Annotated in this window: 12 protein-coding genes; all 12 read left to right on the top strand. The window is 64.9% G+C overall.

Annotated elements, in window-relative coordinates; translation table 11 throughout:
• Positions 1–23: 23 nt before the first annotated feature.
• From ftsL to ftsA, 12 genes are read left to right on the top strand one after another with little or no spacing between them, the layout of a single operon-like run.
• Complete coding sequence (ftsL, locus tag DIC66_RS15760) at positions 24–332, top strand: cell division protein FtsL (RefSeq protein ID WP_117178915.1); 309 nt, start codon at positions 24–26, stop codon at positions 330–332.
• Complete coding sequence (locus DIC66_RS15755; protein ID WP_117178913.1) at positions 329–2,074, top strand: peptidoglycan D,D-transpeptidase FtsI family protein; 1,746 nt, start codon at positions 329–331, stop codon at positions 2,072–2,074. Before ftsL ends, DIC66_RS15755 begins: the two co-directional genes overlap by 4 nt.
• A complete protein-coding gene (locus tag DIC66_RS15750) occupies positions 2,074–3,603 on the top strand; it encodes a UDP-N-acetylmuramoyl-L-alanyl-D-glutamate--2,6-diaminopimelate ligase (protein WP_117178911.1) in 1,530 nt (509 codons plus the stop codon). Before DIC66_RS15755 ends, DIC66_RS15750 begins: the two co-directional genes overlap by 1 nt.
• A gap of 5 nt (positions 3,604–3,608) precedes the next feature.
• Complete coding sequence (locus DIC66_RS15745; protein ID WP_117179085.1) at positions 3,609–5,003, top strand: UDP-N-acetylmuramoyl-tripeptide--D-alanyl-D-alanine ligase; 1,395 nt, start codon at positions 3,609–3,611, stop codon at positions 5,001–5,003.
• Between the two features lie 28 nt (positions 5,004–5,031).
• The gene (gene mraY, locus DIC66_RS15740) at positions 5,032–6,210 is read left to right on the top strand and encodes a phospho-N-acetylmuramoyl-pentapeptide-transferase (RefSeq protein WP_117178910.1); all 1,179 of its coding nucleotides are present in this window, start codon (positions 5,032–5,034) and stop codon (positions 6,208–6,210) included.
• A 15-nt stretch (positions 6,211–6,225) separates the two neighbouring features.
• The gene (murD, locus tag DIC66_RS15735) at positions 6,226–7,758 is read left to right on the top strand and encodes a UDP-N-acetylmuramoyl-L-alanine--D-glutamate ligase (RefSeq protein WP_117178908.1); all 1,533 of its coding nucleotides are present in this window, start codon (positions 6,226–6,228) and stop codon (positions 7,756–7,758) included.
• A gap of 17 nt (positions 7,759–7,775) precedes the next feature.
• Entirely contained in the window at positions 7,776–9,014 is a 1,239-nt protein-coding gene (ftsW, locus tag DIC66_RS15730; RefSeq protein ID WP_117178906.1) for a putative lipid II flippase FtsW, read from the top strand.
• Positions 9,011–10,078, top strand: a complete 1,068-nt coding sequence (murG, locus tag DIC66_RS15725) for an undecaprenyldiphospho-muramoylpentapeptide beta-N-acetylglucosaminyltransferase (protein WP_117178904.1) — start codon at positions 9,011–9,013, stop codon at positions 10,076–10,078. Before ftsW ends, murG begins: the two co-directional genes overlap by 4 nt.
• Entirely contained in the window at positions 10,075–11,505 is a 1,431-nt protein-coding gene (murC, locus tag DIC66_RS15720) for a UDP-N-acetylmuramate--L-alanine ligase (RefSeq protein ID WP_117178902.1), read from the top strand. The genes murG and murC overlap by 4 nt, the downstream gene beginning before the upstream one ends.
• Entirely contained in the window at positions 11,502–12,458 is a 957-nt protein-coding gene (locus DIC66_RS15715) for a D-alanine--D-alanine ligase (RefSeq protein ID WP_117178900.1), read from the top strand. The genes murC and DIC66_RS15715 overlap by 4 nt, the downstream gene beginning before the upstream one ends.
• Complete coding sequence (locus DIC66_RS15710) at positions 12,455–13,249, top strand: cell division protein FtsQ/DivIB (protein ID WP_233505955.1); 795 nt, start codon at positions 12,455–12,457, stop codon at positions 13,247–13,249. Before DIC66_RS15715 ends, DIC66_RS15710 begins: the two co-directional genes overlap by 4 nt.
• Positions 13,250–13,274: 25 nt before the next feature.
• Positions 13,275–14,504, top strand: coding sequence for a cell division protein FtsA (ftsA, locus tag DIC66_RS15705; RefSeq protein WP_117178898.1), 1,230 nt, complete (start codon positions 13,275–13,277; stop codon positions 14,502–14,504).
• Positions 14,505–14,530 lie beyond the last annotated feature (26 nt).

The raw sequence follows: 14,530 nt of genomic DNA, 5'->3' as shown, positions 1-14,530 counted from the left end.
GCCACAAGCGTGGGGGCCAACCTATGACCAGAATCAACCTGGTCCTGTTGCTGGCCGTGCTGCTCAGCGCCATCTACCTGGTGAACGTGCAGTACGAATCGCGCCGCCTGTTCACCGAGCTGGACAAGGCGCAAAGCGAAGAGCGTCGCCTCTCCAGTGAACTTGACAGGTTGCAGGTGGAAAAGCGCGCCCAGGCCACCTCGGCCCGGGTGGAAAAGCTGGCCCGTGAAAAGCTGCAGATGCGCCTGGTGCTGCCCGCCATCACCACCTATGTGGGCTACGCCGAACCGGTCAGTCCTGCTGCATCGGCTCCAGTGGGAGCGCGGCCGTGAGTCGCAGCATCCGTTATACCTCCAGCCCCTTGCTGGCCAGTCGCACGCCGGTGTGGCGCAGCAAGTTTGTGGTGGCTGCCATTGCCCTGGCCTTTGGCGGCCTGGCCGCGCGCGCGGCCTACATCCAGGTGTTTGCCAACGACTTCTTCCAGCGCCAGGGCGAAGTGCGCTTTGCCCGCACCCTGGAGCTGCCGGCCTACCGCGGCCGCATCCTGGACCGCAATGGCCTGATCTTGGCCTCCAGCGTACCGGCGCCCAGCATCTGGGCCATTCCCGACGATGTGGACACCAAGGACGAGAAACCCAAACTGCTGCAGCTTGCCAAGCTGCTGCAAATGCCCTATGCCGATCTGGCCAAGAAGCTCGATGAGGACAAGACCTTTGTCTGGATCAAGCGCCAGGTCGATGCCGACACTGCCAAGGAAATTGCCGCTTTAGGCATCAAAGGCATTTACCAGCGCAAGGAATACAAGCGCCAATACCCCGAGGGCGAGGCGGCCGCCCACGTGGTGGGCTTTACCAATGTGGAAGACAACGGCCAGGAAGGCGTGGAGCTTCTCTACAACAAGCGCCTGCTGGGCAAGCCCGGCATGCGCCATGTGATCAAGGACCGCCTGGGCCGCGCTGTTGAAGGTGTGGGGGAGGTGGTGCCACCAGTGGATGGTCAGGACATCCAGCTCAGCATCGACAGCAAAGTGCAGTTCTTTGCCTACCAGAAGCTCAAGGAAGCTGTGTTGCAGCAGCGCGCCCAGGCCGGCAGCGTGGTGGTGCTCGATGCCGTGAGCGGCGAGATATTGGCCTTGGCCAACTACCCCAGCTACACCCCCGACAAGCGCCAGAACCTGACCGGCGCGCAGCTGCGCAACCGGGCCCTTACCGACACCTTCGAGCCCGGCTCGGTGATGAAGCCCTTTACCGTGGGTCTGGCCCTGGAGACCGGCCGCGTCAAGCCCACCACCGTGATCGACACCGCACCCGGCTCCTTCACCATCACCGGCGTCACCATCCATGACTCGCATCCGCACGGCGCACTCACGGTGGAGCAGGTGATCCAGGTTTCCAGCAACGTGGGCACAGCCAAGATCGCCATGCAGATGCCGGCCAGCGAGATGTGGGAGACCTTCTCGCAGGCGGGTTTCGGCCAGAAGCCGCAAATCGAATTCCCCGGCGCCGTCTCTGGCCGTCTGCGCCCGGCCAACAAGTGGCGCCCCATCGAGCAGGCCACCGTGTCCTACGGCTACGGCCTGTCGGCCTCGCTGTTCCAGATGGTGCGCTCCTACACCGTGTTTTCGCACGACGGGCAGATCATCCCCGCCACCCTGATGAAGAGCAGCGAGCCCGCCGTGGGTGTCAGCGTGTTTTCGCCCGGCACCGCCGCCGAAGTCCGCAAGATGCTGCAAATGGCGGCAGGCCCCGGCGGCACCGGCCCCAAGGCACAAACCCAGGGCTACTCGGTGGGCGGAAAGTCCGGCACCGCCTACAAGCAGCAGGGCAAGGGCTACGGCACGGATGGCAACCGCAAGTACCGCAGCTGGTTTGTGGGCATGGCGCCCATCGACAAACCGCGCCTGATCGTGGGCGTGATGCTCGATGAACCCAGTGCCGGCAAGTATTTCGGTGGAGAAGTGGCAGCCCCTGTGTTCAGTGACACCGTGCAGCAAACCCTGCGCCTGCTCAATGTGCAGCCCGACATGGCGGTGCACCCCAACATCGTGGCCAGCACAGTAGAGGAGAGCTTCTGATGCTCAACTCACCTGCCAACGCCGCTGAGTGGCTCAAGGCCCGGGTCACCGGCACACTGTGCACCGACAGCCGCGTGGTGCGCCCGGGCGACGGCTTTATTGCCTGGCCCGGTGCGGCAGTGGATGGCCGCACGTTTGTGCCCGCTGCCCTGCAGTCGGGTGCCGTGGCGTGCCTGGTGGAAGAGCAGGGCGCACAGGCTTTTCAGTTGCCCAGCCATGGCGTTGAAAGCTATGCGGGCCTGAAGGCTGCTACCGGCCCGATTGCTGCCGAATACTTTGGCCACCCCTCCCAGGCCCTGGCAGTGCTGGCCGTGACCGGCACCAATGGCAAAACGTCCACGGCCTGGTGGCTGGCGCAAGCCCTCTCGGCCCTGCAGGCGCCGCTGCCCTGCGGCATGATTGGCACGCTGGGCGTGGGCCGACCCCCGGCGGCTGGCAGCGCAATGGATGCCGCCACTGCGCAGAGCGATGTGGTCGCCACCGGCCTGACCACACCGGACCCGGTGCAACTGCAATCGGCCCTGCGCCGCTTTGCCGATGCAGGCCTCAAGGCCTGCGCCATCGAGGCCTCCAGCATCGGCATCGAAGAAGCGCGGCTGGACGGCACGCTGATCCGCGTGGCGCTGTTCACCAACTTCACCCAAGACCACCTGGACTACCACGGCAGCATGGACGCCTACTGGCAGGCCAAGCGACGCCTCTTCGCCTGGCCCGGGCTGCACAGCGTGGTGCTCAATGTGGACGACGTGCGGGGCCTGGAACTGGCCGAGGCGCTGCAATCCACCGCCCTGCATGTGTGGACTGTGTCCACGGTGCAAGCCGCGCGCCTGCAGGCCCGCAACATCGCTTACTCCGCGCAAGGCATGGGCTTTGATGTGGTGGAAGGCGCTGTCAGCCTGCCGGTGCAAACCCACTTGATCGGCAGCTACAACATCTCCAACCTGCTGGGTGTGCTGGCTGCCATGCGCGCCCTGGGCGTGCCGCTGGCCGACGCTGTGCAAGCCTGCAGCCAACTGCATGCCGTGCCCGGCCGCATGGAGTGCCTGGGCCATGCGAATACACCGCTGGTGGCAGTGGACTATGCCCACACGCCCGATGCGCTGGACCATGCCCTGGCTGCCTTGCGCCCCCTGGCCAGTGCCCGTGGCGGCAAGCTGTGGTGCATCTTCGGCTGCGGCGGTGACCGCGATGCCTCCAAGCGACCGCTGATGGGCGCCATTGCCGACAAGCTGGCCGACCGCGTGGTGGTCACCAGCGACAACCCGCGCAGCGAAAAGCCCGAAACCATCATCGCCCAGATCCTGCTGGGCCTGCCTTCCTGCAAGACGCTGGAGGTGCAGTCCGACCGCGCACTGGCTATCGCCCAGACCGTGGCCCAGGCCGATGCGCGTGACGTGATCCTGCTGGCCGGCAAGGGCCATGAAGCCACGCAGGAAATCGCTGGCACCAAGACCGCTTTTTCCGACCGTGCCCATGCCCAGGCTGCCCTGCAGCTGCGGCGCAGCAGCCATCCGGAGGTGTCGGCGTGAAGCCCATGATGCAATTGCACACCGCCATGCCCTGGCTGTCCGGCGCCACTTTGGTGGGCGCTGCGGATACGCCCGTGCTGCGCGTGCACACCGACACCCGCAGTGTGGAGCCGGGCGACTTGTTCATTGCCCTCAAGGGCGAGAAGTTCGACGCCAACAGCATGCTGCACGAAGCCTGCGCACGCGGCGCCAGTGCGCTCATCTGCCACGCCGGCCTGGGTGCCGACAGCTACCCCGCCGGCATTCCCCGCATCGAGGTGGCTGACACGCGCGCAGCGCTCACCCAACTGGCCACTGGCTGGCGCGCCCAATTTGGCCTGCCGCTGATTGCTGTGACCGGCAGCAACGGCAAGACCACCGTCACGCAAATGGTCGCCAGCATTCTGGCGGCCGCAGCCGGTGACGATGCCCTGGCCACCCGCGGCAACCTGAACAACGACATTGGCGTGCCGCTCACCGTGCTGCGCCTGCGCGCGCACCACCGCCTGGCCGTCGTCGAATTGGGCATGAACCACCCCGGCGAGATTGATGCCCTGGCGGCAGTGGCCCAGCCCACCGTGGCGCTGGTGAACAACGCGCAGCGTGAGCACCTGGAATTCATGCACACCGTGCAGGCCGTGGCCGAAGAAAACGGCGCCGTCATCCGACGCCTGCCCGCCGATGGCGTGGCGGTGTTTCCAGCAGACGATGCTTTCACCCCGCTGTGGACCCAACTGGCAGGCGCACGCCGCACGGCGCGCTTCAGCCTGGGCGCCACGGATCAGTCCCAGGACCTGTGCTGTGTCGCTGCCCACTGGCAGGATGGCGCCTGGCAGGTGCAGGCCCAAGGCCTGGGCCACACCTTTACCTTCAGCCTGCACATTGCAGGCCGCCACAACGTCAAGAACGCGCTGGCTGCTGCAGCCTGCGCATTGTCGGCGGGTGTGGCACCAGAGGCCGTGGTGCAGGGCCTGCAAAGCTTTGTGCCGGTCAAGGGCCGCTCGCGCGCCGTGGCGCTGCACATGGCAAGCGGCACCCGCACCCTGGTGGATGACACCTACAACGCCAATCCCGACTCGGTGCGCGCCGCCATTGCGGTGCTGGCCGAACTGCCCGGCCCGCGCCTGCTGGTGCTGGGTGACATGGGCGAGGTGGGCGAACAGGGCCCGGCCTTCCATACCGAGGCAGGTGTGGAAGCCCGTGCCAGCGGCATCGAGCACCTGTTTGCCATGGGCGAACTGGCCCGCTCGGCCGTGGCTGCCTTTCCCGGTGCACAGCACTTTGAATCGATGGACGCACTGAATGCCGCTGTCTTGCAGCAACTGAGCGCCTGCAACAGCGTGCTGGTCAAAGGCTCGCGCTTCATGCGCATGGAGCGCGTGGTGGAAGCGGTGTGCGCCGCAGCGGAGTCCCACGCATGAACAACAACGACAAGATCGGAGCAAGCACATGCTGCTAAGCCTGGCCCAATGGCTGCAAACCCTGTCCCCGGAATTCGGCTTTCTGCGGGTGTTCCAGTACCTGACCTTCCGCGCCGTGATGGCCGCGCTCACGTCGCTGCTGATCGGCTTGGCCGCTGGCCCCTATGTGATCCGCCGCCTCACCGAACTCAAGATCGGCCAGCCGATTCGCGGCTACGGCATGGAAAGCCATATGAGCAAAAGCGGCACACCCACCATGGGCGGCGTGCTGATCCTGCTGGCCATTGCTGTCTCCACGCTGCTATGGTTTGACCTGAGCAACCGCTTCGTCTGGATCGTGCTGCTGGTCACCCTGGGCTTTGGTGCCATTGGCTGGGTGGACGACTGGCGCAAGGTGGTCAACAAAGACCCCGAGGGCATGCGCTCGCGCGAGAAATATTTCTGGCAATCGGTGATCGGCCTGCTGGCGGCTCTGTACCTGGTGTTCAGCATCTCCGAGAGTTCCAACCTGCGCGTCATGGAATTGTTCTTCCAGTGGGTGCGTTCCGGCTTTGATGTGAACCTGCCGCCCAAGGCCGGCCTCCTGCTGCCCTTCTTCAAGGAGGTGAGCTACCCGCTGGGCGTGCTGGGCTTTGTCATCCTCACCTACCTGGTGATCGTGGGATCGAGCAACGCTGTGAACCTTACCGACGGGCTGGACGGCCTGGCCATCATGCCGGTGGTGCTGGTGGGCTCGGCACTGGGCGTGTTTGCCTATGTGACCGGCAGCGCGGTGTTCTCCAAATACCTGTTCTTTCCGCACATCTCCGGAAGTGGCGAACTGCTGATTTTCTGCTCCGCACTGGCGGGCTCGGGCCTGGCCTTTTTGTGGTTCAACACCCATCCGGCCCAGGTCTTCATGGGCGATGTGGGTGCACTGGCGCTGGGTGCGGCCCTGGGCACTGTGGCGGTGATCGTGCGCCAGGAAATCGTGCTGGCCATCATGGGCGGCATCTTTGTGGTCGAAGCCCTGTCGGTGATGGTGCAGGTGAGCTACTTCAAATACACCAAGAAGAAATTCGGCACCGGCGTGCGTCTGCTGAAGATGGCGCCGCTGCACCACCATTTCGAGAAGCAGGGCTGGAAAGAGACGCAGGTGGTGGTGCGCTTCTGGATCATCACTTTTTTACTCTGCCTGGTGGGCCTGTCCACCCTGAAGCTGCGCTGAGACGCCATTGACACCATGAACAACTTGCGCAACCTCCACGTCATGGTCCTGGGCCTCGGTGCCTCGGGCTTGGCCATGGTGCGCTGGTGCGCACAGCACGGCGCCGTGGTGACCGTGGTGGACACGCGCGAAGCACCGCCGCAATTGGCCACCCTGCGCGCCGAGTGGCCCGCCGTGGCCTTTGTGCATTCGGATTTCAACGCCGCCCTGGTGGAGGGCACTTCCATTCGCGCCGTCTTCAAGAGCCCGGGCTTGAGCCCGGCCGAGACGGCTGGTGTGGTGGATGCCGCCACAGGCTTGGGCCTGTGGGTGGGCGGCGAGCTCAGCCTGTTTGCCCAGGCACTCAAGGACCTCTCTGCCAGCCCGGTGCCCACCCTGCACGCGCACTACGCCCCGAAGGTGCTGGCCATCACCGGTACCAACGGCAAGACCACCGTGACCTCGCTCACCGGGCATCTGGTGCGTTGGTCTGGCAAGAGCGTGGCCGTGGCCGGCAACATCGGCCCGACGCTGCTGGACACCCTCTCTGAAGCCCTGGCAGCGCAAGCCCTGCCGGATGTCTGGGTGCTGGAACTCTCCAGCTTCCAGTTGGACCTGCCCAGCGGCCTGGAGCCCACGGCCGCAGTGGTGCTCAACATCAGCCAGGACCACCTGGACTGGCACGGCAGCATGGCCGCCTACACCAAGGCCAAGGCCAACATCTTTGGCCAGACCGGCCTCATGGTGCTCAACCGCGAAGATGCAGCTGTCATGGCCATGCGCCCTGAGCCGATTCGCGCCAAACTGCAGCGCCCCATAGAGCGCGAGTATGTGGCCTTCGGCACCGACATGCCGCATCGCCCCGGTGACTTTGGCCTGGAAGAAACCAATGGCATGACCTGGCTGGTGCGCGCCCTGGAAGCCGATGAGACGCGCAAGAAATACCAGCACCTGGAAGAACTGCACATCCAGCGCTTCATGCCCGCCGATGCGCTGCGCATCCGTGGCCGCCACAACGCCAGCAATGCGCTGGCCGCACTGGCGCTGTGCTCGGCCGCCGGTTGCGCTCTGGGCCCCATCCTGTTTGGCCTGCGCGAATACCGCGGCGAACCGCACCGCGTGGAGAGCGTGGGCATCCTGAATGGCGTCGAGTTCTTTGACGACAGCAAGGGCACCAACGTGGGTGCCACCGTAGCCGCCCTGCGCGGCCTGGGGGCCGAGCGCCGGCTGGTGCTGCTGCTGGGTGGCGAGGGCAAGGGCCAGGACTTCTCACCGCTGGCCGACCCCGTGGCACAGCATGTGCGCGCCGTGGTGTTGTTTGGCCGCGATGCGCCGCTGATACGCGCATCCCTGACGGCTACCGACGTTCCGCTGCTGGATGCCAGCAGCATGGAAGACGCCGTGGCCCAGGCCAACCGCGCAGCGCATGCGGGTGACGCCGTGCTGCTGTCCCCGGCCTGCGCCAGCTTTGACATGTTCAAGGACTACGCACACCGTGCCCAGTGCTTTGTGGACGCCGTGCGCACCTTGGCGCTGGACAGCGGCTCGGACCTGGAGAGTGCACAGTGAGCGCCTTTGCACAAACCATGAAGGGCTGGTTCTCCAGCAAGTTTGCAGCAGCCAACAGTGCGGCCCTGCCGGTGCGCCTGGGCGGGCGCGGCTCGTTCTCCACGCAAACCCGTGCGGCGCAGGTCAAGGGGTTTGATCAACCGCTGGTCTGGGTCACGGTTACCTTGCTGCTGTGGGGTCTGGTGATGGTGTACTCGGCCTCGATCGCCATGCCGGACAACCCGCGCTTTGCCAATTACGCGCACAGCCACTTTCTGCTGCGCCACGTGATGTCCATTGGTGTGGCCTTTGTGGCCGCCTTGCTGGCCTTCCAGGTGCCGGTGCAGACCTGGGAAAAAGTGGCGCCCTGGCTGTTCATCGCGTCTCTGGTGCTGCTGGTTGCCGTGCTGATTCCCTTCATCGGCAAGGGCGTGAATGGGGCGCGCCGCTGGATCGCCTTGGGCGTCCTCAACTTCCAGCCTTCCGAGTTGGCCAAGTTCGCCGTGGTGCTGTACGCCGCCGACTACATGGTGCGCAAGATGGAAGTCAAAGAACGCTTCTTCCGCGCCGTCATGCCCATGGGCATTGCCGTGGCGGTGATTGGCCTGTTGCTGCTGGCCGAGCCCGACATGGGTGCTTTCATGGTGATTGCCGTGATCGCCATGGGCATTCTGTTTCTGGGTGGCGTAAACGCCCGCATGTTCTTCCTGATAGCCGCGATTTTGGTGGTGGCCTTTTCCCTGATGATTGCGCTCTCGCCCTGGCGGCGTGAGCGCATCTTTGCCTACCTGAACCCGTGGGACGAGGCCTATTCCATGGGCAAGGGCTACCAGCTCTCGCACTCGCTGATTGCCATCGGTCGCGGTGAAATTTTTGGCGTGGGTCTGGGCGGCAGCGTGGAAAAGCTGCACTGGCTGCCCGAAGCCCACACCGACTTTTTGCTGGCCGTGATCGGCGAAGAGTTCGGACTGGTGGGCGTGGTGCTGGTAATCGGGTTGTTCCTTTGGCTGACCCGCCGCCTCATGCACATAGGCCGCCAGGCCATTGCGCTGGACCGCGTGTTTGCCGGTCTGGTGGCACAGGGCCTGGGCATCTGGATGGGCTTTCAGTCCTTCATCAACATGGGCGTGAACCTGGGGGCTCTGCCCACCAAGGGCCTGACCTTGCCGCTGATGAGCTACGGGGGATCGGCGATTCTGGTCAACCTGGTTGCCATCGCTGTGGTGCTGCGGATTGACTACGAGAACAGACAGCTCATGCACGGAGGCCGTGTATGACAACCCAACGCACTGCACTCATCATGGCCGGTGGAACCGGCGGCCACATCTTCCCGGGCCTGGCCGTGGCCGAGGCCTTGCGTGCCAAGGGCTGGCGCGTGCACTGGCTGGGCGCGCCCGGCAGCATGGAAAGCCGCCTGGTGCCTGCCCGTGGTTTCGCGCTGGAGCTGGTGGACTTTTCCGGTGTGCGCGGCAAGGGCATTAAGACCCTGGTGCTGCTGCCCCTGCGCCTGCTGCGCGCCTTCTGGCAAAGCCTGCAGGTGGTGCGCCGGGTCAAGCCCGATGTGCTGGTGGGCCTGGGCGGCTACATCACCTTTCCTGGCGGCCTGATGGGCGTGGCCTGCGGCAAACCCCTGGTGCTGCACGAGCAGAACTCGGTGGCAGGCCTGGCCAACAAGGTACTGGCCTCGGTTGCCGACCGCGTGTTCACCGCCTTCCCCAATGTCAGCCCCATGGGCGTGCACGTGGGCAACCCCTTGCGCTCCGAATTTTTGAAACAGGCCGAGCCGCAAGCGCGCTTTGCTGGACGCAGCGGACTCCTGCGCCTGCTGGTGGTGGGTGGCAGCCTGGGTGCGCGGGCCCTCAACAGCGTGGTGCCCAAGGCCCTGGCCCTCATCCCCGCCGACCAGCGCCCGCAGGTGATCCACCAGAGCGGCGAGAAGCAGATTGACGAACTGCGCGCCAACTATGCCGCCGCAGGCGTCACTGCCGAGCTCACCCCCTTCATCACCGACACCGCCGCCGCCTTTGCCGATGCCGACCTGGTGCTGTGCCGCGCAGGCGCCAGCACCGTGACCGAAATTGCGGCGGTGGGTGCTGCGGCTGTGTTCGTGCCTTTTCCCTCCGCCGTGGATGACCACCAAACCTCCAACGCCCGCTTCCTGGTGGACCAGGGCGCAGGCTGGCTGATGCCCCAAACCGATATGACCCCCCAACGCCTGGCCACCTTTCTCCAATCCACCGACCGCGCTGCCCTGTTGCAGCGCGCCCTGGCCGCCAAACAGATGCAGCAACTGCGCGCCACCGATGCGGTGGTCGCCGCCTGCGAGGAGCTCGCCAAATGAAACACGCCATCAAACATATCCACTTTGTGGGCGTAGGCGGCGCCGGCATGTCCGGCATCGCCGAGATCCTGAACAACCTGGGCTACACCATCTCCGGCTCGGACCTGGCCGACAACGCCACCACGCAGCGTCTGGCCAAGCTGGGCATCACCGTGCAGGTGGGCCACAGCGCCGACAACGTGAAGGGGGCCGATGCGGTGGTCACGTCGACTGCCGTGAAGCAGGACAACCCCGAGGTGATTCGTGCCCGCGAGATGCACATCCCCATCGTGCCGCGCGCCCTGATGCTGGCTGAACTGATGCGTCTGAAAAGCGGCATCGCCATTGCCGGCACCCACGGCAAGACCACCACCACCAGCCTGGTGGCCAGCGTACTGGCACAGGCCGGGCTGGACCCGACCTTTGTGATTGGCGGGCGCCTCAATAGCGCCGGTGCCAATGCGCGCCTGGGGCAGGGCGACTACATCGTGGTGGAGGCCGATGAGTCCGACGCCTCGTTTTTGAACCTGTTGCCGGTGATGGCCGTGGTGACCAATATCGACGCAGACCATATGGAAACCTATGGCCACGACTTCAACAATCTCAAAAAAGCCTTTGTCGACTTCCTGCACCGCATGCCCTTTTATGGCACTGCGATTCTGTGTACCGACGATGCGGCCGTGCGCGACATCTGCAACGACGTGACCTGCCCCATCACCAGCTACGGCTTCAACGAAGAAGCCCAGGTGCGTGCCATCAACGTGCGCGCGGTGGGTGCGCAAATGCACTTCACCGTGCAGCGCCGCAACGGCGTGGTGCTGCCCGATATGGACGTGGTGCTCAACCTGCCGGGCCTGCACAACGTGCTCAATGCCCTGTCGGCGATAGCCGTGGCGGTGGAGCTGAATATTGAAGACGCGGCGGTGCAAAAAGCCCTGGCCGAATTCCACGGCGTGGGCCGCCGCTTCCAGCGCTATGGCGATCTGCCCCTGCCACAAGTGGACGGCCAGTCGGGTGGCACCGTCACCGTGATCGACGACTACGGCCACCACCCCGTGGAGATGGCCGCCACCCTGTCGGCTGCGCGCGGTGCCTTCCCCGGTCGCCGCCTGGTACTGGCCTTCCAGCCGCACCGTTACAGCCGCACGCGCGACTGCTTTGAAGACTTCGTCAAGGTCATTGCCCTGGCCGATTCGGTGCTGCTGGGCGAGGTCTATGCCGCTGGAGAAGCCCCCATCGTGGCCGCCGACGGCCGCGCCCTGGCGCGTGCCTTGCGCATTGCCGGCAAGGTGGAGCCGATTTTTGTGGACGACATCCTGGACCTGCCGCAAGCGGCCATCGACAACGCGCGCGATGGCGACGTGCTGGTGTGCATGGGCGCCGGATCGATTGGTGCCGTGCCGGGAAAGATTGCCGACCTGCTGACCCAGAAAGGTGGCCGCGCATGAGCACACAAAACCATTCGGGTTTGGGCAAAGTCGCCGTACTGATGGGCGGTGCCTCCGCCGAGCGCGAGGTGTCCTTGATGTCGGGCAGCGGTGTGCTCAAGGCCCTGCTGTCCAAGGGCGTGGACGCCCATGCGTTTGATCCGGCTGAACGGCCCCTGGACGACCTCCAGCGCGAAGGCTTCGAGCGCTGCTTCATTGCCCTGCATGGCCGCTTTGGTGAAGACGGCACGGTGCAGGGTGCGCTGGAACTGCTGGGCATTCCCTACACCGGCTCGGGCGTGATGGCCTCGGCGATTTCCATGGACAAGGTCATGACCAAGCGCATCTGGCGCTTTGAAGGCCTGTCGACTCCCGCCTGGGCGCAGGTCAGCAGCCCGGCTGAAACGCATGCCGCCTTTGCCAAGCTGGGCGCCCCCATGATCGTCAAGCCGGCGCGCGAGGGTTCGAGCATCGGCTTCACCAAGGTCATGACCGCAGACCAGTGTGACGCCGCCTACGCATTGGCCGCGCAGCATGACGTGGAAGTGCTGTGTGAGCAGTTCATTGCCGGCGATGAAGTCACCTGCCCGGTGCTGGGCCCCACGGCCGCACCCCGGGCCTTGCCGCTGATCCGTATCGTCGCACCCGACGGCAACTACGACTACCAAAACAAATACTTCACCGACGTCACCCAGTACCTGGTGCCCGCCGGTCTGCCCGCCGGTGAAGAAGAAGCCATTGCCGCACTGGTGCTCAAGGCCTACAGCGTGCTGGGCTGCCGCGGCTGGGCCCGCGCCGATGTGATGATCGACGCCGCCACCCGTACCCCCTACCTGCTGGAGATCAACACCTCTCCCGGCATGACCGGCCACTCCCTGGTGCCCATGTCGGCCAAGGCGTCTGGCATCAGCTACGAAGACCTGTGCGTGCAGCTGCTGCAAAGCGCCACGCTGGATGCGAGGGCGCCGGTGTGAAAAACAAAGTGGCAACGCCCGTGGACGTCAAACTCATGAACCTGGCGGTAGTCGTCCTGGTTCTGGTGTTGCTCGTCTACTGTGCCGTGGCCACCGTGCGGAGCGTCTCGCGCGCCCGTGCTTTTGACATCCAGGGCATCACCGTCACCGGTGACAGCCGCCACAACAACAGCCTGACCCTGCGTGCCAATGTGGCACCGCGCATTGCGGGCACCTTCTTTACTGTGGACCTGTCCCGTGTGCGCGCGGCCTTTGAAGCCGCACCCTGGGTGCGCCGTGCCGTGGTGCACCGCGATTTTCCCAACCGCCTGCGCGTCACGCTGCAGGAACACGAGCCCGTGGCCCTGTGGGGCGGCGAGGGCGGGCAGGGCGATGCCCGCCTGGTCAACAGCTTTGGTGAAGTGTTTGAAGCCAATCTGGGCGAGGTGGACCAGGACAGCCTGCCCCTGCTCAGCGGCCCGGAAGGTCAGAGCGCCGAGGTGCTGGCCATGTACCGCGCCATTGCACCCCTGTTCTCCGACATGGATATGGCGGTGGAGCAGATGGAACTCTCGGGACGCGGCAGCTGGAGCCTGCGTCTGGATGCGGGCGCCGACATTGAACTGGGCCGCGGCAGCATCGACGAAGTCAAGCCCCGCGTGGACCGCTTTTTGAAGACGCTCACACAAGTGGTGTCGCGCTACGGGCGTGCGCCCAATGCCATCGAATCAGCCGATTTGCGGCATGAAAACGGATACGCCATCCGGCTACGCGGTGTTAGCACCACGCAGCCGGATGCGCCTAAAAAATAATGGACAAACACAAGCAGGTGAACCTATGGCCAAAGAATACAAAGACCTGATCGTCGGACTCGACATCGGCACCGCCAAAGTGATGGTGGTGGTGGCCGAAGTCATGCCCGGTGGCGAGCTCAAACTGGCAGGGCTGGGTGTGGCGCCCAGCAACGGCTTGAAGCGCGGCGTGGTGGTCAACATCGACGCCACGGTGCAGAGCATTCAGGCCGCGCTGAAGGAAGCCGAGCTGATGGCCGACTGCAAGATCACCCGGGTCTACACCGGCATCACCGGCAGCCACATCCGCGGCATCAACAGCAGCGGTATGGTGGCGGTGAAAGACCGCGAAGTCACCCAGGCCGATGTGGCCCGCGTGGTGGAAACCGCCAAGGCCATCAACATCTCCACCGACCAGCGCCTGCTGCTGGTGGAGCCGCAGGAATTCATCATCGACGGCCAGGACGTGCGTGAGCCCATCGGCATGAGCGGCATCCGCCTGGAGGCCAAGGTGCATATCGTCACCGGTGCGCAGACGGCGGCTGAGAACATCATCAAGTGCGTGCGCCGCTGCGGCCTGGAAGTCGACCAATTGATGCTCAATCCGCTGGCCAGCAGCCTCTCGGTGCTGACCGCCGACGAGCGCGAACTCGGCGTGGCCATGGTGGACATCGGTGCGGGCACGACGGATGTGGCGATATTTACCAACGGCGCCATCCGCCACACCGCGGTGATCCCGATTGCCGGTGACCTGATCACCAGCGACATTGCCATGGCCCTGCGCACGCCCACCAAGGACGCCGAAGACATCAAGGTGGAATCGGGACATGCCAAGCAGTTGCTGGTGGACCCCGAGATCCAGGTCGAAGTACCCGGTCTGGGCGACCGCGGCCCGCGCATGCTCAGCCGCCAGGCCCTGGCCGGTGTGATCGAGCCGCGCATCGAGGAAATCTTCTCGCTGGTCAACCAGGTGATGCGCGAAAGCGGCTTTGAAGAAGTGCTCTCCAGCGGCATCGTTCTCACCGGCGGCAGCTGCGTCATGCCCGGCATGGTGGAGCTGGCCGAAGACATCTTTTTGAAGCCCGTGCGACGTGGCATTCCGCAATACCGCAGTGCGCTCTCCGACATGGTGGCCCATCCGCGTGCCGCCACGGTGATGGGCCTGCTGGAAGAAGCCCGCCTGGGCCGCATGCGCGGCTACAAGGTGGCACAAAAACAAGGGTCCATGAAGACCGCCTTTGGCGGTATCAAGGACTGGTTCATCGGGAACTTCTAGCCATGCAAAACAAGATTTGGCTGGCC

This window comes from Rhodoferax lacus (assembly GCF_003415675.1).
Taxonomy (GTDB): Bacteria; Pseudomonadota; Gammaproteobacteria; order Burkholderiales; family Burkholderiaceae_C; genus Allorhodoferax; species Allorhodoferax lacus.
Note: the sequence above shows the minus strand (reverse complement) of the source record. Positions and strands in the feature narration are given on the sequence as shown.